Source organism: Thalassospira profundimaris (genome assembly GCF_003326795.1).
In the GTDB taxonomy this organism is placed as follows: domain Bacteria; phylum Pseudomonadota; class Alphaproteobacteria; order Rhodospirillales; family Thalassospiraceae; genus Thalassospira; species Thalassospira profundimaris_C.
Map to the genome: position 1 here is coordinate 156,020 of NZ_JPWI01000001.1, position 24,822 is coordinate 180,841.

The 24,822-nt window shown below is 54.9% G+C and carries 17 protein-coding genes; 2 read left to right on the forward strand and 15 right to left on the reverse strand.

The window, feature by feature from the left end; all coding sequences use genetic code 11:
• The 6 genes from TH30_RS00745 to TH30_RS00770 form a co-directional block, all read right to left on the reverse strand.
• Positions 1-1,263, reverse strand: coding sequence for a glycosyltransferase family 4 protein (locus tag TH30_RS00745; protein WP_114096195.1), 1,263 nt, complete (start codon positions 1,261-1,263; stop codon positions 1-3).
• Positions 1,260-2,105 (reverse strand): class I SAM-dependent methyltransferase, encoded by an 846-nt coding sequence (locus TH30_RS00750; protein ID WP_114096196.1) that lies wholly within the window; start codon positions 2,103-2,105, stop codon positions 1,260-1,262. The genes TH30_RS00745 and TH30_RS00750 overlap by 4 nt, the downstream gene beginning before the upstream one ends.
• Complete coding sequence (locus TH30_RS00755) at positions 2,102-4,354, reverse strand: glycosyltransferase (RefSeq protein WP_114096197.1); 2,253 nt, start codon at positions 4,352-4,354, stop codon at positions 2,102-2,104. The genes TH30_RS00750 and TH30_RS00755 overlap by 4 nt, the downstream gene beginning before the upstream one ends.
• 72 nt (positions 4,355-4,426) lie before the next feature.
• Positions 4,427-5,221, reverse strand: coding sequence for a calcium-binding protein (locus TH30_RS00760; RefSeq protein WP_114096198.1), 795 nt, complete (start codon positions 5,219-5,221; stop codon positions 4,427-4,429).
• A 329-nt stretch (positions 5,222-5,550) separates the two neighbouring features.
• Positions 5,551-6,933 (reverse strand): HlyD family type I secretion periplasmic adaptor subunit, encoded by a 1,383-nt coding sequence (locus TH30_RS00765; RefSeq protein WP_114096199.1) that lies wholly within the window; start codon positions 6,931-6,933, stop codon positions 5,551-5,553.
• The gene (locus TH30_RS00770; protein ID WP_114096200.1) at positions 6,930-8,720 is read right to left on the reverse strand and encodes a type I secretion system permease/ATPase; all 1,791 of its coding nucleotides are present in this window, start codon (positions 8,718-8,720) and stop codon (positions 6,930-6,932) included. Before TH30_RS00770 ends, TH30_RS00765 begins: the two co-directional genes overlap by 4 nt.
• A gap of 325 nt (positions 8,721-9,045) precedes the next feature.
• Here TH30_RS00770 and TH30_RS00775 point away from each other — a divergent pair, with 325 nt between their 5' ends.
• Positions 9,046-9,546 carry a MarR family winged helix-turn-helix transcriptional regulator gene (locus tag TH30_RS00775; RefSeq protein ID WP_114096201.1) on the forward strand — a complete coding sequence of 167 codons (501 nt, stop codon included), beginning with the start codon at positions 9,046-9,048 and terminating at the stop codon, positions 9,544-9,546.
• Positions 9,543-10,757, forward strand: coding sequence for a glycosyltransferase (locus tag TH30_RS00780; RefSeq protein ID WP_114096202.1), 1,215 nt, complete (start codon positions 9,543-9,545; stop codon positions 10,755-10,757). Before TH30_RS00775 ends, TH30_RS00780 begins: the two co-directional genes overlap by 4 nt.
• 123 nt (positions 10,758-10,880) lie before the next feature.
• On the opposite strand, the gene TH30_RS00785 is transcribed toward TH30_RS00780, so the two are convergent.
• The 9 genes from TH30_RS00785 to recF all read right to left on the reverse strand — a co-directional run bounded on the left by TH30_RS00785 (position 10,881) and on the right by recF (position 24,800).
• Positions 10,881-11,552, reverse strand: coding sequence for a histidine phosphatase family protein (locus TH30_RS00785; protein WP_114096203.1), 672 nt, complete (start codon positions 11,550-11,552; stop codon positions 10,881-10,883).
• Between the two features lie 77 nt (positions 11,553-11,629).
• Positions 11,630-12,754, reverse strand: coding sequence for an ABC transporter ATP-binding protein (locus TH30_RS00790; protein WP_220150259.1), 1,125 nt, complete (start codon positions 12,752-12,754; stop codon positions 11,630-11,632).
• Positions 12,751-14,481 (reverse strand): ABC transporter permease, encoded by a 1,731-nt coding sequence (locus tag TH30_RS00795; RefSeq protein WP_114096204.1) that lies wholly within the window; start codon positions 14,479-14,481, stop codon positions 12,751-12,753. Before TH30_RS00795 ends, TH30_RS00790 begins: the two co-directional genes overlap by 4 nt.
• Positions 14,482-14,633: 152 nt before the next feature.
• Positions 14,634-15,980: an extracellular solute-binding protein gene (locus TH30_RS00800; RefSeq protein WP_114096205.1), complete on the reverse strand. Its 1,347-nt coding sequence runs from the start codon at positions 15,978-15,980 to the stop codon at positions 14,634-14,636.
• Positions 15,981-16,192: 212 nt separating this feature from the next.
• Positions 16,193-17,551, reverse strand: a complete 1,359-nt coding sequence (locus TH30_RS00805; RefSeq protein ID WP_114096206.1) for a sigma-54-dependent transcriptional regulator — start codon at positions 17,549-17,551, stop codon at positions 16,193-16,195.
• Entirely contained in the window at positions 17,548-19,557 is a 2,010-nt protein-coding gene (locus tag TH30_RS00810) for an ATP-binding protein (RefSeq protein WP_114096207.1), read from the reverse strand. The genes TH30_RS00805 and TH30_RS00810 overlap by 4 nt, the downstream gene beginning before the upstream one ends.
• Positions 19,554-20,891 carry an ABC transporter substrate-binding protein gene (locus TH30_RS00815; RefSeq protein ID WP_114096208.1) on the reverse strand — a complete coding sequence of 446 codons (1,338 nt, stop codon included), beginning with the start codon at positions 20,889-20,891 and terminating at the stop codon, positions 19,554-19,556. Before TH30_RS00815 ends, TH30_RS00810 begins: the two co-directional genes overlap by 4 nt.
• A 272-nt stretch (positions 20,892-21,163) precedes the next feature.
• Positions 21,164-23,620 carry a DNA topoisomerase (ATP-hydrolyzing) subunit B gene (gene gyrB / locus TH30_RS00820; protein WP_114096209.1) on the reverse strand — a complete coding sequence of 819 codons (2,457 nt, stop codon included), beginning with the start codon at positions 23,618-23,620 and terminating at the stop codon, positions 21,164-21,166.
• A gap of 19 nt (positions 23,621-23,639) precedes the next feature.
• Positions 23,640-24,800 (reverse strand): DNA replication/repair protein RecF, encoded by a 1,161-nt coding sequence (recF, locus tag TH30_RS00825; RefSeq protein ID WP_114096830.1) that lies wholly within the window; start codon positions 24,798-24,800, stop codon positions 23,640-23,642.
• Positions 24,801-24,822: the final 22 nt, after the last annotated feature.

Consider the following 24,822-nt stretch of genomic DNA (forward strand, 5'->3'; position numbering starts at 1 on the left):
TCAGGCCGCGACGAAATCGGGACGAACCATCTTGCGGAACATCTTGAGATGTTCCTGCGCGACGTCGTCGATCAGGGCGGGCGCGCGGACCTGCCCCGACAGTTTTTTCCAGAGTTTGGGATTGGTTGCGCAGTCCTTCATGACGCGCGCAAGTTCGGCCGGGTCATCGGGGCGGACATGAATGCCATCGTGACCATCACGCACCATTTCGGCCATGCCACCGATGCCGCTGGTAATCACCGGGCGGCCATGCTGGAAGGCTTCCTGAATGACCAGCGGGGCATTTTCCCACCAGATTGACGGGACAATGACCCAGTCAACACGCGCCATCAGATCGGCGATTTCATCGCGTTCATAGGCACCCATGTGCTGAACGTGATGGCTGCTTTTCGCAAACAGGTCGTGCATCTTTTCGGTAAAGGCGACGGTCTGAAACAGCACATCACCGTGAATGCGCAACGCGAAATCGGTTTCCGCCTCAACCAGCTTCCGGCTGGCTTCAAGCAGGACATCGGCCCCTTTCCAGGGATTGAGATTGCCGAAATAGCCAAACACATTTGGCATGCCGGTTCCGATATTGCGTCTTGGTGCAGGTGCAACCGGTGGCCGACCGTTGTTGATCACAACAATCCTGTCGGGATCAATGCCCCAGTCAACATAGCGATCCTTAAGGAACGCGCTGGGCGAGACGAACTGATCAACAACACGCAGATGATTGCGGATATTGACCGCGCGCATGACATGCTGATCGGATGTAAATCCGTCCAGTCCGCACAGACGACCGATGGCATCGGGTTTGGTATAGCGTTTGCGCGTGTCACGATGGACCATCAGCCCGTCATTGGGGCAAATCTGATAATAGTCATGCAAGGTCATGACGATCCGGCAATGGGGCAAAACCCGCCGGATCAGCATCGGCAATTCGATCCCCCACAACACCAGATGGTGGATGTGAACAATGTCGGGATCCCAGCTTTTGAGCAGGCGGGCAAAATCGGGGGCAACCGCATAAAGATCGGTTTGCGACATGTTGAACCGGTCAAAGTGACCCGCCCAGAACAGCATCTCATCGCCCGCATCATTGATTGCCTGAAAACTGGTGCCCGGCCGACGTTCGCGATGGACATCGTTGGTCGCCGCCACAAACAGGGCGTCGCATTCGGCGCGCTTGTAGGCGTGGAACAGATCATGGGCAAAAATCTCTGTGCCGCCGGGGTGAAGATCGGGGTGATTGTGCGCAAGCACCATGACGCGCGGGTTCATGCGGACCTCCGCGGTTTTTGGGCAACAAGAATGTCCTGATAGTGATCACCGCCATCCCCGCGCCATGCGCCGAAACTTCTGGTCGCCAGCTCAAGGCCGGTGTGGTTCAGGACGTCTTCGATAAAGGCCTCGTCGAAGCCGACGGCGGCCATCGGATTTTCCCCGCGCAGATGCCAGGATGGCTGACCTTCGGCCTTTTCAAAGCTGGTCAGGCGGGCATCGCATCCCGGTTTTGCCGGATCGTCGGTATCGCGAATGATGAAGGCCGTCATGAAAAGACGACCACCGGGACGCAGCACGCGGAAGACCTCGGAACAATAGGTTTCGATTTCTTGTGGCGGTAGATGGGTTGCCACCGAGATCATTGCAGTGAAATCGAATGTTCCGTCCTGAAAAGGCAGCCGCATGCTGCGTCCGCTGATCGCCCCTTCGGGGTTATAAAGATCGTTATGGATATCAAGCGCTTCGAAGCGGAAATTGGGATAAGCCGGTGTGATGGAGCGTTTGCACCATTCAATGCCGCTACGCACCGGATCAAGACCGCGATAAATCGCCTGCGCGGGATCAAGAAACTGTGTCAGGGGCACGGCAATACGGCCAATGCCACAACCGATATCAAGAACATCATCGGTCGGTGACAAACCGGCACGACGCACAAAATGACCAAGGAATTCGGCACCGATTGTGCGGTAATCGCCATCGCCGACAAAGACTTCTTCCTCGGGCGGGACCGGCAGGAACCGATTGGCAATCACCTGCTGACACAGCCATTCCAGACGGGTTTCATCGACCGGCATTTTGGGCGGATATTGATGTTCGGACAGGGCGAGAACCTGGCTCATGCCGCGGCTCCTTGTCTGGTTTCGGGGCTGGTTTTGGTGGGGGATTTGTTTTGCGAAACGCCATTGGCGTGGATGTCTTCGAGCATCTCGCGCCAGCGTGACGCATGCAGCCAGCCGTTATATTCGGCAGCCACCCCGCGCATGTAATCGACATGGGTCGAGATCGATTTGCGTTCGAAGTGATAGAGACTGACATCGGGGATATATTTGATGTCAAAATCGGCCTTGCGGATTTTCAGACACAGATCGCTGTCCTCGAAATCCCCGATCACGTAATCCTCGGTAAAGCCGCCGACTTCTTCAAAAGCATCCCGATGGATCATCAGGCAGGCACCGGTGACACCGGGAACGGAGCGTTCAATATTGGCGTCACGGAACTGATCGGGCATGCCCTTGTGATAGTGGTAGTTCAACCACTTGCCGCTTTCATTGGGGGCGAAATACATCCCGGCATGCTGGATCGAGCCATCTTCAAACAGAAGCTTTGGCCCGACGGCGGCGACTTCCTGTGGCCCGCCCATTTTCGATGCCAGTCCCTCTACCCAGCCGGGCATATGCGGGATCACATCGGAATTCAGCATTGCCAGCAAATGGGCACGCGCATGCTGCGCACCGGCATTGCAGGCCCGTGCATAACCGCCATTGCGTGACATGATCACAAGCCGCATCGGGATGCCGTAAAGGATATGAAGCCCGCGCAGCAGATGTTCGCATTCTTCGGCCTGTTCGGGGGAATCAAGGACAAAGATCAGCTCGCAATTGGCAACCAGCCATGGATCACAGGCAAAAGCCCCGATCTGGGCCCGCAGGAAACCAAGCACACGATAAAGCGGCACAATGATCGAGGCATGCGGGTCTGGATGCTGGGGGCCAAGCTCGATCACGCGGTCGGTTTTGGCGAGATTCATCAGCTTTTGCTGCAAATCGCCAATGACCGGCGCCAGACAGTTTTCGATAATTTCATTGGTCAGATGTTGCGGCGGAACAGCGCGCAAGATGCGGGCGCGCGCCTCGGCCGGGTCAATCGGCTGTGCGGGCGGCACCATCAGATGGCGATTGCCCGATGTCAGGCGCATTACGCTTCGGGGCTGAAGGATCGGAACCGGGCTTTGGATATCCTGATAAAAGCCGACAAATCCGGTGGCCGGAACCGTGCGATCCTCGTCCTGGACATTGCCGGTATAGCGATAGAAACCATCGCCGAACGGATGGGCGATACCATTGCTATCAAGAAGATCAATGCCGGCAATCATATCGACCGGATCACGATACCAGCCCCCGATCAGCGTGCCACGCGCTGTCGTCACGGCAAGGTCGACCTCGCCACTTGGCAGCGACCCGCCACCGGCAACGCGCTGACTTGCCAGCGGACAACGGATCTGAAATTCAATTGCGGCCTTGCTTGCGGTCGGGCCGGAGCGCGCCAGTGCCCCGATGATATATTCACGCAAATCGGCATCGGACTTGCCGCGTGCCTGCCACCAGCGGGCAAGTGACGGCATCTTTGCGGTGCCGGACAATTTCCGGATGGCAAGGGTGCGCACACCGGTCGCAACCACAAAGGCCCCGTCTTCGGTGCCCGCACGATCCGCAATCATGTAAACAAGGTTCTGGCCGTTCTGGCCGCGATCACTGACATGGGGTGTCTGGGCCAGACGCCGGAAGCCGGTCGGGGACACGATATAGACGGCTTCAAGATCGCTAAAGGCTTCGGGCAATCCGGCGGCAAGCAGCATCTTGTCATCGGTCAGCTTGGCAAGCGCATTGGCGCGCTGCGGACGTTCGACGATTTCCGCGACCAGATGGTTGAGAAAACTGTTGTAGCTTTTGCTCAGGCGCAGACGGAACATGCTGGCCCACATGCCAAACAGGGCGGCAACCAGCGACAGACGCCCGGCCGGGGTGACGTCATCAATCAGGGACTGGGCATTTACAAAATCGAAATCGCCATCGGGCTCGATTGTGACTTCGTCCTTTCGCCCGAGCGTTCCCGATTCAGCCAGAAACGACACCGGCTCGTCCTTGGGACGGCGGATAACGCGCAGCAACCGGGTCCCGCCACCATTGAGCGGCAGACGCAAGGTCGCCTGGGGCGAAATTGCTTTGTGATCGGTGGTTTCGAGCTTGGGCACCTCCCACAATCGGGTCGGTGTATCCCAGATCAAAAGCAGCGTATCAGGGTTCAAAAGGCAAACGTCCGGCGCTTCGCCGGTCGTCCGCACAGCATCGGACGAGGCAAATTCAAGCATGACTATCTTTCGCTTTACTTGAAGTCGGGGACGAAGCGCCCGCAGCAATGGCTGCGGACGCAACTCGTCGGATTACTGGACGCTAAAGAAGCTGTCCGGATCGTCCTGTACGTCTTCCGCATCGACATTGTTAAGGGTGATGGAATCCCCGTTACCAAGGTCAATGACAGTGTTCGCGCCAACCTGCGTTGCACGGGCAGCAACGTCATCGGCGGTTTCAATGCCGGTGTCGTTGATATTGCTGCTAATGGAAAGCATGTCGTCGCCAGCGTGGAAGTCGAGAACAACATCGTTGCCGCCACCGCCGGAGAACACGAATGTGTCGCCGCCAGAACCGCCGGAAAGAATGTCGTCACCGGCACCGCCATCGATGACATCATCACCCGAACCGCCAAGAATGACGTCATCACCGGCACCGCCCTGAAGAACATCGTCTCCAGAACCGCCCAGCATGACATCATCGCCTTCGCCACCGAGTACGATGTCTTCACCAGCGCCACCGATCAGCAGATCACTACCGGATCCGCCATCGAGCACGTCGTTGCCTGAACCGCCAAGCAGGGCATCGGAATCAGCCCCCCCGGACAGAACATCTTCACCAGAGCCACCCATCAAAAGGTCGCTGCCGGCATCCCCGATCAATGCATCGTCTCCCGATCCACCAAACAGGAAGTCGTTTCCTTCGCCGCCAATGGCAATGTCATCGCCCGAGCCGCCGAACAAGGCATCATCGCCTTCTTCGCCGAACAGAACGTCGTCATTGCCTTGACCGAAGATTGTATCGTCACCGCCACGTCCAAAGATGACGTCACTGAAACGAGATCCGAGAAGCGCATCATCAAAGGCGCCGCCTTCGAGAGTTGCCATGTAATCCTCCTTCGTGTCCCAACATTATTGACATCGCGGGGATATTTCCCTCGCGAGAGGATGGCCGTTCCCTCAGGGCAAACTGAAAGTCGCCCTGAACGACCACTCAGAAACCCTATATTTTTTTATTTAGTATGTGGAGGGTATTGTCGTGTTTTTATTTTGTCAATATTGTGACTTACTTCAAAAGTAACTCGCTTATTTGATTATTATTTGTTCTATTTTATTCTTTATTTACTTCAAATTTCGATCAATACTTTAAGTAAAAAGGCCGTCCCCGTTGAGTTTCAGGAACGGCCTTGATGGCAAAGGGCTTGATTTCGGCTGTCTTATTCCTCGCGGAATGCCTTTTCCATGCTCTGGGCAATCGGGTCGATGAGATAATCAATCGCCTTGCGCGGTGACTTCAGCACAAGAATGGTGGCCGGCATGCCCGGGCGCAATTTGATGTCTTCATGCTTTGCCAACTCATCAGGATTGATGGCCGCACGCACGATGTAATATGAGCTATCACGTTGCTCATCAACGGTTTGGTCGGCCGCGACATAGCGAACTTCACCGGCCAGCGGGGCCAGTTTGCGCTGACTATAGGCGGTCAGTCGAATTTGCGCCTTTGAGCCGACATGGACCGAGTCGATATCCTGTCGATTGATGCGCGCCTCGATCACCAATGGTTCGTCTTCGGGGATGATATCCATGATCGGCTCGGCCGGGCTGATGACCCCGCCCGGTGTCCTGATCTGGATATTGGCAACGGTTCCCGATTGCGGTGCCTTGACTTCAAGACGATCCAGAACATCGCGGCTGGCACGGATACGCTGGGTCACGTCATTCAGCGCCAACTGGGCTTCCTGAATTTCGGTTGCGATATCGCTTTGCCATTCCATCTCGATTGAAGCCAGATTGATCTCGGCTTCGGCCTTTTGTTGCTGGGCTGCGGCTTTCTGGGCTTTGAATTCACCCATATCCCCGACCAGATCCGACCAGTTATTTTCAATTTCAACCAGCTGGGTGCGGGTGGCAAAGCCCTTTTCGGCAAGCTGGCGGATGCCCTGAAGCTGTTCTGCGACAAGCTTTTCCTGCCGGGTGCGCGCCTTGATCTGGGAAGCAAGCGCCTGGGCTTCGGCTTCGAACTGTTCGATCTGTTTGGCCTGGGCATCAAGCTTGGCGGCATAGACTTCCTGACGCTTGGCAAACAGGCGTTTTTCATCGCGGAGAATATCGGCGACATAGCTTTCGGCATTCTGCGTAAGTTCGGTCGGGAAAATGACTTCCCTGTCGCCCCGCTGCTCGGCGCGCAGCCGGGTCAGCTTTGCCAGAAGACCGTAGCGTTCGCCGCGCAACTGACCGAGTTCTGATTCACTGCGCGTACCATCAAGCAGCGCAAGGGTCTGCCCGACCGTGACCCGATCCCCCTCCTCGACCACAAGCTGTTTGAGGATACCGCCTTCATAGTGGTTGACGGTCTTTTTGCGGGAATCAACGATCACCGATCCGTTGGCCACCGCCGCACTGTCAAGCTCGGCTGTAAATCCCCAGGTCAGAAAACCGCCAAAGCCCAGAACAATGACCGCAATCCCGGCAAGGATCGGTTTGCGCAGACTCTGGCGGGATGCTTCGCGTTCTTCGGTCAGGATCTGGTGCCATGGCACCTGCGGATCATCGACCGGGATCAGCGCGCCTTCATTATCAACATCAATGACACGGCTCATGCTGCACCTCCGCTTTCCTGCTTATGGGCGATGACGGGAATGTTTTTGATCCCGTCGCCCTCATTGGACATGTTGCGGATGATGTCTGTCCGTTCGCCAAACTGTTTGACCCGACCGTCCTGCATCACCAGCAATTTATGGGCGTATTGCATGATGCTCTGACGATGGGCGATCAGCACCACCATCGCCCCGGAATCGGCGGCCTGCCGCACGGCCCGGATCAGGGATGCCTCGCCTTCGGCATCAAGATTTGCGTTGGGTTCATCAAGGACAAGCAGACGCGGCCAGCCATAAAGGGCACGTGCGAGTGCAATGCGCTGTTGCTGCCCGCCTGAAAGTGTATGGCGACCCGCCCCAATCGGTGTGTCATAGCCCAGCGGCAGACGCCCGATCATTTCATGCACACCGGCGGCGCGTGCGGCATTGATCACCTTGCGCGGGTTTGAATCGCGCATCCGGCTGATATTGTCGCGAATTGTCCCGTTCAAGAGCGACACCGATTGCGGCAAATAGCCCACCATGTCGCCAAACGATCCGCGCTCCCACAAATAGGCATTATGCCCATTCAGATAGACCCCGCCCGATGTCGGTTTGGCCGCCCCGACAAGCAACCGCGACAGGGTTGATTTACCCGCCGCAGACGGGCCAACCACGCCAAGGATTTCACCGGGGAAAAGTTCAAAACTGACCCCGCGCAACACCGGCACATTTGATCCCGGCACGGCATAGACCAGATTATCCACCAGAAGCGGACCTTCGGAACGCGGGGTTGGTTTGATTTCACGTTCTGACTGGGTTTCTTCGAGCATCGAGCGAATGCGTTTCCAGGCCGAAATTGCCCCCACCCATGCCCGCCAGTCGCGCGTCACATTGTCAAAGGGCAAAAGCAACCGCCCCATGATCACCGTCCCCCCGATCATGGCGCCGGGCGTGGTTTCACCGATAATCACCAGATAAGCCCCCATCGCCAGAATGACGATCTGCATGCCGAATCGCACCGTTCGGGTCATGGAATACATGCCCTTGCTGCGCATATTGCCGACATCAAGAAGCTCGCTTGCATGTATCTGTTCACGCCGCCAGCGCATGGCCAGCGCCGGCATCATGCCCATGGCCTCGATCGCCTCGGCATTGGAAACAGTGGCCCCGATATCGCCAATATTGCGCAGATTGGCATCGGTTCCCTCCTTGGTGACCTGCCGGACCAGAAGATCACCGAGCAAGCTGAACCCGATCAGGATCAGAACGGCGACCAGCCCGGCAATGCCGTAATAGGGATGCAGGGCAAACATCACCAACAGGAAGATCGGCGACCACAGGGCTTCCAGCGGTGCGCCGATTGTCGAACCATTGATGAAGTTTCGAAGATCGGACAAATCCCGCAGAACCTGCGTGCCATGCAGCGATCCCTTTTCAAGGGCGACGCGCATTGCCGCAGAAATGGCGGGCAGATTGACACGGCGCAGCAGGGATTTTGCCATTTCCTGAAAAACCAGTGCGCGCAAGAAGTCGAGAATCCCGAACAGGATGATTGCGGCAATCGCGATCACCAGAAGCAGGATCAGGGTATCGGTACTTTGACTGTTGATAACGCGATCATGCACCTGAAGCATGAAAAGCGGCACGGTCAATTGCAGCACATTGATAAAGCCGCTCATGACCCCGGCCCAGCCCAACCCCCGCACAAAGGTATATCGGGCTTCGCGGATTACCGACTGCACGTCGAGTGCTGGTCTGGCATCCTTGTTTTCCAAAGGTTTTGCCAGCTTTTTCCGACCAAAATGCATCGAATTTCATCCAATTACTCAAAAGTCATAGTTTTTCCGCAATCTAATCACATAGTTGCGATGACATGATGATCTACAATAAATTTAAATATGTCGATCTCATGTTGATGGTTGGACAATGTAAAAACTAATAACTCAGAAGTAATTCAAAAATAAAAATACTTTAGAATTACTTCTTTAATACGAGCATAACTGTGGGAAGTAAGGGCGTGCGGAAAATCGTTCAAGAACAACGTCCTGTTGTCTTCCCCAAAACGAAAATTGTGCCTTGGCATATTGCTTTGGCATCAAATCTCGCTTGGGACCAGATAACGGATCGAACACCATGACCGTCACTCATCTTGAACTGGCAAATACTGTCGAGCGCATTTATCGACGATTTGCAGACTTGCTTCGGGTTGATCTGATTCGACTCGGTAAAGATGACATCAGCCCCGCACAAGTGGCGCTGTTATTCACAATTGGCGATGATGAACTCTCTGTTCGTGATCTTCTTGATCGCGGCCATTACATGGGTTCGAACGCTTCCTATAACCTCAAACAGCTTGCTGAGTCGGGCTATGTTGAACGGCAGGTAATGGCACGTGACAGACGTTCTGCACGGATCAGGCTTGCCCCGAAGGGTCGTGAATTGTGCCGTGCCCTTCATGAATTTCACGAAGAATATCACGACGCGCTGGCCAACAATCTTGAAGACCAGCAGGAAATGGAAACAGCCCTGCGAACCTTGCGACGCCTTGAGGAGTTCTGGACCCAGACACTTCGATATGGCGGTGTGCCCATCAATGGCATGATTGAAGTAAACGAGGTTCGAAACCGTCGATGAAAATAGTCTTCGTCCATCGTCATGGACCGGGACAGTTTGTTCATCTTGCCTGCCATCTGGCCAATACCGGATGGCAGGTTTCCTTCCTGTGCGAAGCAATGAATGTTCGACTGCCTGGCATCCGCATCCTCCGGCAACGCGTCACGCCACCGGCACCGACAACACCATTTGGACAATATCATCAGGAAGTCGGTCTCAGGGCGGCGACCACCCTTGATGCACTTGTTCGCGAAGAAGGACCGCCCGATATCGTTTACGGGCATATCGGATGGGGCAGCATGATGTTTGCCCGCGATGTGCTGCCGGCGACACCGCTGATCGGTTATTGCGAACATTACTATCATGCCAGTGGCCGCGATGTCGGGTTTGACCCGAATGATCAGGTTCCCCTGCAAAAGCGCACGCAATTACGCCTGCGCAATGTTGCGCAACTTGCCAGCCTTGATCATCTTGATGCGGCGATCAGCCCGACACACTGGCAAAAATCGGCCTTTCCAGATGCCTATCACCACAAGATCGGCGTGTGCCATGACGGGATCGATATCCATCGATGCCGTCCAAATGCACAGGCCAGCTTCACATTGCCAGATGGCCGGGTTCTTACGCGCGAGGACAGGGTGATTACCTATGTCGCGCGCGATCTTGAACCCTATCGCGGGTTCCCGACCTTTATGCATGCCGCAGTCAGACTTGCAAAACGCGATCCGTCGGTGCAGTTCGTCGTCGCCGGGGGCGATGGCGTCAGTTACGGACAGGTGCGCCGCGACGGGCAGAAATGGCGCGATGTCATGATGGCAGAAACCGGTCTTGATCCGTCACGCATTCATTTTCTGGGTCAGATCAGCCATGACCAGCTTGTGCGGGTCTATCAGATCAGCTCGGCACATATCTATCTGACATATCCGTTTGTGCTGTCATGGTCCGCACTTGAAGCCATGGCGTGCGGGGCATTGCTCATCGCATCGGATACCGGCCCCTGTCACGATATTATCAGCGATCAGCAAAACGGCCTTCTGACCGATTTCTGGGACAGCGACAGCCTTGCCGAAAAAATGGCGTATTGCCTTGAGAATCAGGAACGGCTTGCGCATTTGCGCGAAAATGCGCGCAAGACAATCACAAACCGGTTCGAATTGCACAAATGCCTGCAAAGACAAACCAGCCTGATTGAAAGAATGGTCGCGGGAAAGGTCGGTGCTGGAAGTACTTGATCATCTCAATATTCCCTGCTGCACCGATCAATCATGCTATTTGGCTCAAAGGATGATGTGAATATACGGTGTTCAAGACGCCGAACCTCTGGCATCCGAAAACCATCCGAAAAGATACTGACTTTAAATCTGGACGGTCAGGGCTTCGGAATTCAGGTCGAATCTTTTGGTCAACTCTATCGGCATCACGCATTCACGAGCATTAGAGTCACTGAGCAAATACGACGTTGTTTGCGGTTCACGGTATGCATCCATTTCCGTCTTCGAAGCCCTAACATAAAGCCCGCGAATCAAACGAAAACACCCGCTGTGGGTAACGACCACATGTGGTTGATCGGTAGAGAGCCGGGCAAGCCAGCGTTCAATTCTTGCGCAAAGCTGACTTTTGCTCTCTCCTCCGGGGACCTGATAGTCCCATAGATCGCGCTGGTGGGCGCCAAACTCTGCTGGACGGATCCGGGAAACTTCCGACAAAGTCATACCTTCCCATGCACCATAATTACGTTCCGCAATCGCATCATGACTTTGGAATGCCGAATACCGGATTCCCCAGGAATCAGCGAGGATCGAGGCTGTCTGGCGGGCGCGACCAAGCGGACTGCAGATGTAACTGACGGTGCCGGTTGCAGACAACTTTGTCCAAATGTCACGCGTGTTCTCTGCAACGGCGCAAATCTGGCGAAAACCGTTCAGGGTCAAGGGGGTATCCTGCCCACCTTGCAAGCGTCCTTCGATGTTCCACTGGGTTTCACCGTGGCGGATAAGCAGAATGGTCGGGAGTTTGGTTTCAGACATTTTCTAATCTTCGTGAAGCGGGTCATGAAAAATGGGCACTGAACGATCATGACGTTCAGTGCCCCGGCTTTTCGAAATCAGTCGCGGATCAGAACCGCCTGAGCAGGATCAAGCTTCAAGATAACCTGTTTCCCCTTTTCCATCCGCTTCTGGCCACGCGTGTGGCGTTCATCGACCAACAGTTCCTGTCCATTGACATCAACGGCATAACGTACCATTCCGCCGAGGAACTCGGCCGATACAACCGAGCCCGACAGGGGGTCTTTCGTACTGTCGCTGCCAAACTCGATACTTTCGGGACGCACCACCAACCGTGCCTTGCCGGTTGCTTCGTCTGCACTAACGGGAATGCGAAGGCCGGCACCGCAATCGAAGCTCCTGCCATCCGCAGACGGGACGACCTCGCCTTCGAGGATGTTTGCCGTGCCAAGGAACTTTGCAACAAAGCTGTTGGCCGGATTGTCATAAACTTCATCGGGGCGACCGATTTGCTGAACCACGCCATCTGCCATTACCGCAATACGGTCACAGATGGTGTTGGCTTCTTCCTGATCATGGGTCACGAAGATGGTGGTAATGCCAAGACGACGTTGCAGTTTGAGCAAATCCTGACGCATCTGCACACGCAGGTTGGCATCAAGATTTGAAAGTGGTTCGTCAAGAAGCAGAACGCGCGGCTCAACCACGATGGTACGTGCAAGTGCAACGCGCTGCTGCTGCCCGCCCGAAAGCTGTGACGGGAAACGTTCGGCATAATCACCCATGCCAACCAGTTCCAGCGCAGCACGGACTTTCGGGCCAATCTCGGATGCCGGGACCTTGCGTTCTTCAAGGCCAAAGGCAACGTTTTTGGCAACCGTCATATGCGGCCAAAGTGCATAGCTTTGGAACACCATGCCGACATTACGCTGCCAGGGAACGGAACCGACAATATCCTGACCATCCAGTTTGATCTGACCTTTAGGGGTCGGACCAAATCCGGCAATGGCACGTAACAGCGTGGATTTTCCCGAACCCGACGGCCCGAGAAAAGCAAAGAATTCGCCTGGACGAATGGCAAGATTGACCCCTTTGAGAACTTCGGTATTACCGAATGACAGGGAAAGATTTTCAATGTCGATCTGAACCGGTGAGGTTTGCATCGTGGTCATGGTGTCGGCCTCCGCGCGACGATTATTGGAAGGATTGCTTGTGACGGTCATGCGACGTCCCCTGTGGCTTGTTCCATGCTGCTGCGCTGTTGACGCGCACGGTCAACCATGCGGTGTGACAGATAGGTCGCCAGACCAACAATGATCACAGCCATCACACCCAGTGCCGCACCCGGACCACGCCCGGCAGCCGACTGCATGAACAGATAAAGTCCATAGGCAAGCGGTGCGTCATTTTCAGTCGAAACAAGCATGATGGTTGCGGAAAGTTCCACCGCTGCGGTCGAGAAGCTGGTGACAAAGCCAGCGACAAGGCCGCTTGCCATCAGCGGTACAACAATGCGTCGAACTGTACGGAACTTGGATGCACCAAGGTTTTCCGATGCTTCTTCAAGCGACGGGGAAACCTGCTGCAAGGCAGCGGTGCAAGAACGAAGCGCATAAGGCAAACGGCGTACAGCAAGGGCAATAACAATAATCCCCCACCAGGTTGCCATTGGCTGATCGGTGAATGGCATATTCACGCCATAGAACACACGCAGATAACCGATACCAAGCACGACGCCCGGAACCGCAAGGGCCGAAACCGCAAGGTAATCAAGCCATTTACGACCAATCACATTGGTGCGCATCACCACATAGGCAATCGCCGTTCCAAGAACGATATCAATAACCCCGGCAAGACCGGCATAGATCAGTGTGTTCTTGATAAAGGTCCAGGCAGAGGTAAATGCCGTGCCATAGTGGCTGGTGGTGAAGCTGTCGGGCAGGACACTAAAGGACCAGACAGAGCCGAATGACAGCAGCAACAAGCCCAGATGCGGGGCCAGAACGATCCCCAGGATCGAGAAAATCACAACATAGCAAAGGATGGCTTCATGTGAGCGCAGATCGCGCTTGGAAAGGCCGCCACCGCCTTTTTGCGTGGTCGAGTAATCCTTGCCGCGCATGCCAAGGAACGCCACCCACATCGCAAAGACCGAGAAGACGATCAGGATACAGGAAATCACATATCCCATCGGGTCAGAGATACCGATCGACGAAATACGCAGATAAGCCTGCGGGGCCAGCATGGTGTTGACGTTCAGCAAAAGCGGCGTCCCCAGATCGTCAAAAACCTTGACGAACACCAGCGACGCACCGGCGATATAGCCAGGCATGGCTAGCGGGAAGACAATTCGGCGGAACAGACGGAAGCCGCTTGAACCCAGCATCTGGCCTGCTTCTTCCATCGAACGGTCAATGTTCTGAAGGCTGGCACTCAGATTGATCAGGATGAACGGGAAATAGTGGATCGACTGAACAAAGATGACCCCATTCAGACCTTCCATGAAGGGAATGTCGAACCCGAACCAGTCGCGCATCAAAAGGTTTACACTGCCATTCGATCCAAACAGCAACTGCATGGCCACAGCCCCAATAAAGGGTGGCATGATGAGTGGCACAAAGGCCAGCGTCTGGATAATGACCGAACCGGAAAAATTGAACCGGGTCGTGAAATAGGCCAGTGGCAACGCAAATGCCGACGCAAACACGACAGACATACCCGACACATAGACCGAGTTGAAGAAGGACTGGCGGAAAAGCGAACTGTTAAAGAAGTCCTGGAAGTTCACCATCGTGAACGAACCGCTGGACGGGTCCTGGAATGCCACCTGAATAACTTTCAGGACCGGCACCAGAAGGAATGCCCCAAGGAACAGGACCACAATCCCAGCGACCATGTATGGACCAAGCGAAGAAAAACGCACCGGTCGCGCAATAGCGGCGGAGGACATGAGTATTCTCCAATGTCGGGAAATTAGGCCCCTGCCAGAGAGGTCAATGTGATGAAATTCTCTGGCAGGGAGGGTGAGCATCATGCAGGCCCCGCGCATACCCCCAGCGGCTGCGTGGTGGCGCTACATGACACCAGGGAGGTCAGTACAGCCTAGAACATGAAGCGAGCCGTATTCGCGAGCTCGGCTGCTTTCTGATAGTTCTGAACAATCTGGTTGTCCCATTCCTGCTCGATCTCAGCCTGACGGCCTTCGACCTTGTCTGTCTGCTTCTTACGCTTGGTTTTGAAAATTGCAGCAAATTCAGGATCATTTGCCTTTGCTTCGTCAACCGGAAGCGTATGAAGAAGTGCCTTGGCTTCGGCGATCAGCTTGGTTGCCTCGGCATTGGCAGAACCGTTTTCAGCCAGGGCAACTTCGGCTTCCTGGATGGCAACAACTGCTGCACGCAGGTCTTCCAGACGATAGGTCACCATGACGTCGAACAGCGAGTTCACAACGTTATAGCGTCCCTGCGAAACAGCAGTGTCAAATTTGACTTCGGACTTGATCGAGCCGTCAAACGGGTTCGGCAGGCCCTTCGGTGCGTTTGCATAAACGCTTTTATTGACCGGAAGACGCATGATTTTCGGATCGAACAACAGGCCCTGACCGGTTTCAGACATCAGGAAGTCGATGAATTTCTTGGCTGGTTCGCTATTCGGGGCGTTGTTGATCACACCAATGTTGGCCGGAACAAGTGCGGTGACGCTCGGATAACGGAAATCAACCGGGAAGCCCGATGCCATCGACGAGAAACCGAAGAAGTCGATAACGATACCGATGCCGAATGAACCGCTGTTCACGCCGTCCGGCACGCCAAAGCTGCGCTCGGTGATGGTTTTGGCATTACCGGAAATATCGCGGATGGTCTGCCATCCTTTTTCCCACCCTTCGCCCTGAAGAATGGTTTCAATCGTCAGGTGCGTGGTACCGGAACGCGACGGCGCAGAAATACCGACATGACCGTTATAGACCGGTTTTGCCAGATCTTCCCATTCGGTCGGCTCCGGAAGTTTGTAGGCGTCCATGTAACGTTCGTTCCACATGAAGCCATAACCCGACAGGGCAAAACCGGAATAGTAGCCATCCGGATCGTTGATCGGGTAACCGTTCAGTTCGCTGGCAACGCCGCCGACAGATGATTCATACTTCGCCAGAAGGCTGTTTTCTTTCAGCACCTCAAAAGCATCCGGTGCCGACGCCCAGAAGATATCGGACTGGTTGTTCTGTGCCGTTTCAATCAGGTACTTCACGCCTGACGAGGTGCTTTTATTGACGACCTCGACGGAAATCGACGGGTTTTCCTTCATGAAGGCATTTTTGAAAACGTCGGTCAGGTCAGACGGAAACGACGTAACAATGACAAGCTTGTCGTCGGCGGCATGGGCCGTCGCTGTGGCAAGCATTGCCGCGATCGCAACACCTGTCCCCAGGTGGCGCAGAGTCTTGTGAACCATTTTAGACACTGGTTCCTCCCTATTTGGTTGTTCATTGACCGACAATGTCGGTAACCAAACAAGAGCAACGCCTATGCCAGAACACGTACTTTCCGCATGTTGCTATAAATATCTGAAAAATATGGGAAAATTTAATAACCCCCAGCACACCAAAATACTATTTGGGTCAATATTGACACATTTTCAAAAAGTCACGTGTCACAAACGACCCGTTATTCGGTGCTGGAAAATGTGCGTTTGTCGATCGTGTGGTACTGCATCCGAAGGTACAGTTTCTTGCGCGGGATCGACAGATAATCAGCGGTTTCCTGAACCCGTCCGCCACAACGCCGCAAGGCAGATACAATGACCTTTTTCTCAAAGGCATCAATCTGATCCGGCAATGACATGACCCCGCTATCTAGCGGATCGGATACCATCCCGGCATTTTCGAGCTGCAAGGCATAGCGTTCGGCTGCATTTACCAGTTCACGCACATTCCCTGGCCATGACTTTCCACGTAGCTCGTCAAGATTGATCTCGCTGATTTCCGGGATTGTCAAACCGTGCTTGCGACAGGCCTTGGTCACGTAGTGCACAAACAAAAGTGCGATATCATCCCCACGTTCTCGCAAGGACGGAATGGTCAGGGACGCAACCGCCAACCGATAGTAAAGATCAGCACGGAACCGTGTTTCCTCGGATGCCAGTTCGAGGTCTTCCTTGGCGGCAGCAACCACACGTACATCAATCTTGATCTGGGATTTGCCGCCGAGCCGTTCAATCACCTGCCCTTGCAAGGCACGCAAAAGCTGGGTTTGCTGGCCAAGCGGCATGCTTTCAATTTCATCAAGGAAAAGTGTTCCGCCGCTGGCCTGTTCGAGCTTGCCGATACGGCGACGATCAGCACCGGTAAACGCCCCGGTTTCATGACCAAACAACTCGCTGGCAATCAGGTTTTCGTTCAGGGCACCACAATTGATCGCGATGAACGGCCCGTCCTTGCGCGGTCCCAATTCATGTAATGCGCGGGCAACCAGCTCCTTACCGGTACCGGTTTCTCCATAGATCACCGTGTTGACATCCGCCCCGGCAACGACCGCAATTTGCGCGCGCAGACGCTCGATTTTCGGGTGGTTGCCCATGATGTGGTTTTCGATCTTGTAACCGTCCGGACTGCTATTGCTCAGACGGCGGTTCTCCAGAACCAGCCGGCGGAGTTCGGCTGCACGCGCCATAACCGCAAGCAAAGTGTCAGGGTCAGCGGGCTTTTCGATGAAATCATAGGCCCCGGCTTTGACCGCCTTGGTTGCCATTGGAATATCACCGTGCCCGGTCACGATAATAACCGGGATTTTCGGATCAATGCGTTTAACCGCATCCAGCACGCCAAACCCGTCCATCCCCGGCATTCGCAGATCTGTCAGGACCACACCCGGCCAACCTGCATCCAGGGTCGCAATTGCCGCCGCCCCGTCTTCGAACGGATGCGGGGTGAAGTCATTCAAATGCAGGGTTTCTTCCCAGGCACGGCGAATTTCAGCTTCGTCGTCAATCAGCAGGACAGGTGGTTTTACACTGTTATCGGTCACGTTTTAAACAGCTCCACAGTTGCGGTCGTCCCACCCTGATCACCGGTCCCCGGCAAAACCTGCAAGCGGCCGCCAAGGTCACGAATGATGTTGAATGAAATCGACAATCCAAGCCCCAGCCCCTTGCCCGGTGGCTTGGTCGTAAAGAAGGGTTCAAACAGTTTATCACTGACTTCCTGTGCAAATCCGGTGCCATTATCCACCACCGAAATGATCGCCCGACGGTCGGTTTCACTGATCACCAGATGCAAGGTCGGCGTTTCCTGATTTTCCACCGCATCAATCGCGTTACTGATCAGATTGACCAAGACCTGTTCAAGCTTTGCCGGATCGGTCAGCACATGAACCGGGCCTTCGGGATAATCACGAACAAGTTTGATATTGCCCCGCGTCACCCGCTCGTCAAACAGCGACAATGCGTTTTCCAAAACCTCGACCGCGCTATGGCGTGTAACGGCTTCTTGCGGTCGGCGGGCAAAGCTTTTCAAATGGTTCGATGTCTTTGAAAGACGTTTGACCAGCCTGTCGATATCTTCCAGCTTTTCGCGGCATTTTTCGATTTCGCCACGCTCCAGATACAGTTCGGCATTGTGGTTATAGGAACTGAGGGCGGCGAGTGGCTGATTGAATTCATGGGCGATACTTGCAGATAACTGCCCCAACGCAGCAAGTTTGGCTGCCTGCAAAAGCTCAGCCTGGGTTTCGCGCAAATCCTGCTCGGCCTGATGGCGCAAGGCAATTTCGTGGCGCAATTCACTGTTGGTTTCCTGAAGCACCTCGGCATGGGTTTCAAGTTCCTGGGACTTGTGACGGAACAATCGCACCGCATCAGCAAGCTGTCCGATCTCATCCTTGCCATCAACCAGAACCCGGTGCGCAAAATTACCGTCGGCTATGATCTGCATGGAAGACAAGACACGCATCAATCGCTGCAACAACTGCCCACGGATAAAGAACACCGAAAACAGGATCAACAATACCACAGTGGCAACACCGGCAAGGACACCGAACAACTGCCCGTTTCGCACTTCCTGTTTGATCTGAAGCGATACACTTTCTGTCCGCTGACCACTTTCGCGCACCGTATCGGCAACAAGCCCGCCCAATGCCTCAAGCAAGATGGCACTTTCATTCTGAAGCTGGGTATTTTGACGGCGCAACGCCGTTTCACGCAGCTTCAATTCAAGCAGATCACGCGGACTATCCCCATAAGATGCAATTTCACGCCAAATCTGAAGCAGGGTGATGGAACTGCTGTTTTGCTGCAAAGCTGGAAGATTTTCGTTGGCCTCTGTAATGCTTTCCAGAAGCCGGAGCCGAAGTTGTTCAATCGCCCCGAAGTCATCTTCGCCAACCGCGCGCAACATCAAACCAACAATCAGATTACACGCTGCGTGCAAACGACCAAGTGCCTCGGTAAAACGAACTTCGTTGATGACTGCATCGGCCTGAATTTCCTGTCCCGGTGTCGCAAAGCTGCGATCAATTGCCGATGTCACGTTAAAATTGGCATCAATCAGCAAGGGATCGACTTCAAGCAAGAAGTCACTATGCAGCCGGTTGATCCTTGCCACCTGTCGGCCCAGATCGTCGCGCATGGTAAATTTGCCCGCGACATTGGCATCAAGCTTTTCGACATTGCTCATCAAGGCATCCAGCAACCCCGTCAGCTTTTCAGTCAGTTCCGGCGCATAGATTGCAAGTTCGTCGCTGAGCTGTTTCAGGTCCCTGAAATGGCCTTCCAGATTGTTAAGGGCCTCTTGTCGACCATATTGGGTCGTGGCACTGCCTAAACGCGGAGTATCAACCCTGATTTCCTGACCGATCTCGGCAAAGCGGGCACTGGTCGCGGTAACCGAAAGATTTTCCGATGCCAGATCGGCAACTGTCTGGCTGACGCCGCCCAGTGTCAGGTTGGAAATCACGGTTGCCATCACAGAAACACTGGCGATGACAAAAATCGACAAGGTCAGCTTGGATTTGAGACTGTTCGGACGCCACTTCATTTCACTGCGCCCGTATCAAGATGGCTTTGAAACGAGTCCATTCGCGCAATCAATTCACGGGCCGATTTGAAACGCTGACTGAAATCGTTTGACCAGCTGTCCTGCACGCGAAGCCTGCCAACGACCGAGTTTTCCGATGGAATGGCATCGGAGAACACCCGTTCAAAACTGTGTTCATTGGCCATAAAGGCCGCAACAGGGACAGTTTCCAATGCGTCGCGTACGGCGCTTAACAATGGTTTGGTCGCATCAGACTGGGCAATCACCGGAGTGGCTTCCAGCCGGCGCAACGATTGCCACAGTTTCCGAAGCTCAAGCAACCGATGCGTGATCATGTCATCATAAAGCGCATTGACTACCGCCATGCGCCGTGCGGCCAGTTTCAGGTCAAGCCCCTGTGCCGGATTGTTTTCAGACGGTGAGAAGCCCGCCTGCGGCCACAATTTCGGATCAATCGGGATACGCCGGATTTCGGGTTGCAACAGCAATCTCTGGGCAGCATCACCACGCAGGAAATCAACAAATTCAAGGGACCGCGCATTTTTCGCCCCCAGTCCTGTCACCGCCACACTGGCTGGAAAATACCAGCCGGGAGAAAAGGACTGAAATGACAAGGCATCGCCTGTTTGTGGTTCAGACTGGGCCAGAAAATCAATTCCGATCCCGTATCGGAACCGTTTGCGTGCCACACCGTCGCGGACCCCGAAACTGCGCGCAGTGACCGTGGCCAAGTTCCCGCCAATTTGCGACAGCAATGCCCATCCATCCTGCCAGCCATATTGTTGCAACAGGCTTTCGACAAAAAGGTGGGTGGTGCCGCTGCGTGATGGTGAACTCATGCCCAGCAGACCGTAATAGTCCGGTGACGCCAGATCGGCGATTTCAATTGCCGTGCTTCCAAACGGCTGATCCGCCCCAGACATCACTCCGATCGTCGAAAGTGCAAAACCAAACCGTGATCCGTCAGGTGCATCTGGCTGAATACCTCCACCCCCAATCGGTTTTGATACCTTTTCGGGGAATCTGGCCAAGGCATCTTGCTGGTCAAGAAGCTCGAACGCGACAGGCGAACTGGCCCAGACAATATCGGGAACCGGTCGGCGGTTTTCGCGTACATGGGAGATCAGGCCAATGGTGTTCTTGTTCTGAACGCATACGCCTTCTGCGCCCGTTTGCTGAACAAAAAGGTCAATAAACGGCTTGTAGAATGACGACGGATAGGACGTCAGAATGCTCAGTTCACACGCATCCGCCTTACCGTATGTCGCAAGTGCCACGATACCGGCAACCAGTCGGACCACAGCGCGAAACGAAATCGCTGGCCTCAAACGCATTGCGTTATTTTCCACGGATCAACGACCTTTGGGCCTGTTGTCCGCGCCTCCCGAATTGGTATTTGTTTTTATATTTTCCGACGGGGCAATACCCCGCCTGACGAGCAGATACTATTCAGGAAGCCACTTCATGGCGACCTTTTTTGACGACTTGGAGTTCGAGGGTGATTCTTCGGACCAGGTTATCAGTCCATATCCAAAAAAAAACCATGGCTGCAAAAGTTCACAGCCATGGTTCCAGTTTTATGAGTCAATTCACACAAGAATCGGTCTTAAACGTCGAGGTTTGCGACCTTGAGTGCGTTGGACTGGATGAAGTCGCGGCGCGGTTCGACGATGTCGCCCATCAGGGTCGAGAAAACTTCCTCAGCCTCGTCGGCATGGTTGACCTTGACCTGAAGGAGCGAGCGAACATTCGGGTCGAGCGTGGTTTCCCACAGCTGATCGGGGTTCATTTCGCCCAGACCTTTATAGCGCTGGATCGAAATGCCGCGACGACCGAATTCCATGACCGCATTGACCAGATCGACCGGACCATTGATTTTCCAGGTCTTGTCCTTGGCCACGAATTCCGCACCTTTTTCAAAGGTTTCGCGCAATTCACCAAGAAGACCGGCAATCGCACGGACTTCGGCAGAACGCAGGATATTGCCATCAATCACGTGACGCTGTTCAACGCCGCGCAACATCCGCCAGATGACAATTTCATCCATTGGCGCTTCGCCATGCCAGCCGCGATCAAAATCTTCTTCAAGGCTGTCAAGATGCGTTGCAAGAATCTGTGCTGCATCGGCGCGCTTGCCATCATCATCAAGAAGGGCGGGGTTGAGCGCACCGGCAAGGGTTGCCTGTTCAAGAACCGAGATCGGAAGTTTGATCGAAAGCGGTTCAAGAAGACCCTTGGCCTTGCGGGCCAGTTCAACAATACGGACAAGATCAGGACCGGCAACCTGCACACCACCAGCAAGAGTCAGAACCGCTTCTTCGGTACCCTGCGCGGTGAGGTATTGTTCCATCTCGCGGTCGTCCTTGAGATACTGGACCGAGTTGCCACGTTTGGCACGATAAAGCGGCGGCTGGGCAATATAAAGATAGCCGCGCTCGATCAGTTCGGGCATCTGGCGATAGAAGAAGGTCAAAAGCAGGGTCCGGATATGCGCACCATCGACGTCAGCATCGGTCATGATGATGATTTTGTGGTAGCGGGCCTTTTCGATATTGAAGTCATCGCGGCCAATCCCGGTACCCATCGCGGTAATCAGGGTGCCGATTTCCTGACTTGAAAGCATCTTGTCAAAGCGTGCGCGTTCAACGTTCAGAATCTTGCCGCGCAGCGGCAGGATCGCCTGGAAGCCACGTTCACGGCCCTGTTTGGCCGAACCACCTGCGGAATCACCCTCCACGATGAACAGTTCGGCTTTGGACGCATCGCGTTCCTGACAATCAGCAAGTTTGCCCGGAAGGGACGAGATATCAAGCGCACCCTTGCGGCGCGTCAGTTCGCGGGCCTTGCGGGCTGCTTCGCGGGCAGATGCAGCTTCGACCACCTTGGTGACGATCTTGCGTGCGTCCTGCGGATGTTCTTCGAGCCACTGTTGGAGCTTGTCATTGACGATGTTTTCAACAACCGGGCGGACTTCAGACGAAACCAGCTTGTCCTTGGTCTGGGACGAGAATTTCGGATCAGGAACCTTGACCGAGATCACGCAGGACAGGCCTTCGCGGGCATCATCACCGGAAAGGGCAACCTTTTCCTTTTTGGCGATACCGCTTTCCTGGGCATAGTTGTTGATCTGTCGGGTCAAAGCGGCACGGAAACCGGCCATATGCGTCCCGCCATCACGCTGCGGAATGTTGTTGGTAAAGCAGAGCGTGGTTTCGTGATAGCTGTCATTCCACTGCAGGGCGACTTCAACAGTGATGCCGTCCTTTTCGCCTTCAATGACGATGGATTCTTCGATCTGGCGTGTCTTGTTACGATCAAGATATTCGACAAAGGCGCGAATACCACCTTCGTAATGCAGCTTGGTTTCGACCGGTTCACCATGGCGTTCATCACGAAGTGTGAGGATCACACCCGAGTTCAGGAAGGCCAGTTCACGCAGGCGATGCTCAAGCGTTGCAAGATCGAATTCAAGCTGGGTGAAAATGTTACCGTCGGGATAGAAGGTGACTTCGGTGCCCGAAAGCGGCGTCCCGTCAGCCGTCAGCGGCGCATCACCAACCACTTCAAGCGGCTTGATCGCGTCACCGCCCGAGAATTCCATGTAATGTTCCTTGCCATTACGCCAGATGCGCAATTTCAGCAGGGTGGAAAGCGCGTTCACCACCGAAACACCCACCCCGTGCAGACCACCGGAAACCTTGTAGGAGTTCTGGTCGAACTTACCGCCGGCATGGAGCTGGGTCATGATGACCTCGGCGGCAGAAACACCTTCTTCCTTGTGCATGTCGGTCGGAATGCCACGGCCGTTATCGCGAATGGTGGCCGATCCGTCGCCATTCAGCTGGACCCAGACCGTGTCACAATGCCCGGCAAGGGCTTCGTCGATTGCGTTATCGACGACCTCATAGATCATGTGGTGCAAACCGGTTCCGTCATCGGTATCCCCGATATACATGCCCGGGCGTTTGCGCACCGCTTCAAGGCCTTTGAGAACCTTGATCGATTCTGCACCGTACTCCTGTGCCGGTTCGGCAATGTTCGGAGTTTCTGTTTCGTTGGTCATAGCGTCACAACCTCGGCATTCACGGATTGGTTTCCAAAGACAATGTGGCATTCTCCACGCGGAAGAATTGCGCACGACCGTCCAAACCTTCAAACAGCGCCCGGTCCGTACCTGTCATCCAGGCCTGGACGCCAAGCGCCACGATTTCGTCAAACAGGTGTTTGCGGCGTTCTGCATCCAGATGCGCAACCACCTCGTCAAGTAACAGCAGCGGGCCAGCCCCGCGTGCCTTTGTCTGCAGGCGGGTATTGGCCATAATGATCGACAGTAACAACGCCTTTTGTTCCCCGGTGGAACATTGATCTGCCGACTGTCCCTTGGCATCATGCCAAACCAGCAAATCACTGCGTTGAGGGCCGACTATCGCCCCGCCATAGGTCGCATCTCGCGCACGTCCGTCGCGCAATGCAGCCCGCATTCTGTCTTCGACCTCGATGGCCGGATATTTTTCCAGCCAGTCTTCAAGATCGCCCGCCAGCGCCAGACGCGCGGCGGGAAATGGCCCGATGGCCATGGTTCCGGCCCGGCTCAAACGGGCAAGAAGTTCAGCACGCGCAACCGCAACCGCAATGCCGTGACGGACCATCGAATCTTCGATCGAGGCCAGCCATTTGTCATCACCCTTGCCTTCCTTGAGCAGCTTGGCGCGCGAGCGCAAGGAATGCTCATAGGCAGCAACGCGGCTGCTGTGATCGGGATCAAGGCCGTAAACCAGCCGATCCAGAAAACGCCTGCGCGCCGAAGGCCCGTCCAGAAACAGGCGATCCATCTGTGGCGTCAGCCAGACAGCGGCACAAACCCGTCCCAATGCAGCCTGACCACGCTGGGCCTGACCGTCGATGCGGACTGCACGGCGTTCACGCCCCTGCTCAAGGGCTGCCGGATCAAGGCCCGATCCGACCTGAAACACGCCGTCCGGCGTTTCAAGATCAGCAGCCACCGCCCAGGCTCGGGTCGCACCATTGTCGGCGGGCGGGACACTGCGCGCGATTTCACCCAGCTTGGCCCGGCGCAATCCGCCGCCCGGTGCCAGCAAGGAAACAGCTTCAAGCAGATTGGTCTTGCCCGCCCCATTGGGCCCTGTCAGAACAACCGGCGCCCCACTTAGCGACAGTCGCAAGCTTTCGTAACAGCGAAACTCGCTGAGCTGGATACGGGATACGGCAAGACGGTTTGTCATGGACGAACCGTCTTTTGGCATG